At 56.6% G+C, this 1,564-nt stretch carries 2 protein-coding genes and 1 pseudogene; all 3 read right to left on the reverse strand.

Annotated features, from left to right (window positions below; all coding sequences use genetic code 11):
• Positions 1 to 248 (reverse strand): PaeR7I family type II restriction endonuclease (locus tag ACP5EL_RS06525; protein ID WP_428401705.1); only part of this gene is annotated, 248 nt, incomplete at its 3' end.
• Positions 235 to 1,224 (reverse strand): DNA-methyltransferase, encoded by a 990-nt coding sequence (locus ACP5EL_RS06530; protein ID WP_428401707.1) that lies wholly within the window; start codon positions 1,222 to 1,224, stop codon positions 235 to 237. The genes ACP5EL_RS06530 and ACP5EL_RS06525, both read right to left, overlap by 14 nt.
• A 13-nt stretch (positions 1,225 to 1,237) precedes the next feature.
• A pseudogene (locus tag ACP5EL_RS06535) lies at positions 1,238 to 1,564 on the reverse strand (porphobilinogen synthase); the annotation flags it as partial.

The raw sequence follows: 1,564 nt of genomic DNA on the forward strand, positions 1-1,564 counted from the left end.
TGGGTCTTTTTCGTGTAGATGTTCTCTTCATCGACGCCACTTTCCCTCATCAGCTCGATGATCTTTCGAACAAATCCATCCATCTGCTTTCCGCCGGTAACTGCGCTCCGCGTTCCTTGATCGGACCCGCCACGTCTCAGCTGGTTCTCTATCTGTTGATCTCTTATCTGCCAGAACCTCCTCACAGCATTCGAGAAGACGAGGTCTCCAGCGAAATCTGCTATAATCTCACCCCTAGAACCCTTCAAAATCCAGTGTCAACTGCTTATTTCTGATCTTGTTGAGACGGTTCGAGGCCATCTCAAAATAAGACGGCTCGATCTCGAATCCCACACTGTTTCTCCCCCACTGACCGGCGGCCAGGTTTGTGGTTCCCGTGCCCATGAAGGGGTCGAGAACCGTATCTCCGACGAAGGAGAACATCCTGACGAGCCTCTCTGCAAGGGCCAGAGGAAAGGGGGCGGGATGCTTTCTCGTAGATGCCCCGGTGATGGTCCAGATCTGCTGGAACCACTCCTTGTGAAGATCCTCGGGAATCACTGAAAGGAGGCGAGCAGCCTGAGAGGGCTTTCGGTACCCACCAGGCTTTCTCTGAAATAATATGTACTCGATGTCGTTCTTGACGATGGCGTTCGGCTCATACGGTTTGCCCAAAAACTTTGACCCGTTGTTCGATTCGAACTTGGCATTTGCGATCTTGTACCAGATTATCGGCGAGAGGTTGTCAAAGCCTATCTTCCTGCACCGCTCCTGGATGCTGGCGTGCAGAGGGAAGACCACGTGTCTTCCAAAACAGCGCCTTGGAAGGCAGACATCTCCCACCACGACCACCAGACGACCGCCGGGAACGAGAACCCGAAAGACGTTCTGCCAGACCTTGTCAAGCTCGTCGAGAAACTCCTCGTAGTCCTCGACGGAGCCGAGCTGCGCCTCGTTGGCAGGGTACTCCTTGAGGGTCCAGTAGGGCGGGGAGGTGACCGCCAGATGGACGCTCTCGTCGGGGACCAGCTCCATGAACCTGCTGTCTCCGAGGAAGAGCTGATGGCGGGTGGGAACCTGCCTGGCCGCCCTCTCGATCTCCAGAAGAAGATCCCGGTTTTTGGCGATGGCTGGAATCGCCCTCTGTTTTTCTCTTTGGGCAAATTTCAGGGCCTCTATCGGAACCAGATCCTCCAGATCCTGCCCAAAATCAGAGGACTCGACTACCACCACGTTTTCGGACATATCCGGGACCTGATTATTCGAGCTCCTTTCTCGCATACTCCTTCGCGTAGTACGTCAGGATCATGTCCGCCCCGGCCCGCTTGATGGCGGTGAGCGCCTCGCGCATCGCCCGCTCGCCGTCGAGCCAGCCCCTTTCGGCCGCGGCCATGATCATCGAGTACTCGCCGGAGACCTGGTAGGCGGCCGTGGGCATCCCGAACTCGTCTTTGACCATCCTCAAGATGTCGAGGTAGGGCATGGCGGGCTTGACCATGATCATGTCAGCCCCCTCCTCGATGTCGAGGCGGACCTCCCATAGCGCTTCTAAAGCGTTGGCGGGGTCCATCTGGTAGCCGGACCG

It is taken from the genome of Methanocrinis sp. (genome assembly GCF_049974945.1).
Lineage (GTDB): Archaea > Halobacteriota > Methanosarcinia > Methanotrichales > Methanotrichaceae > Methanocrinis.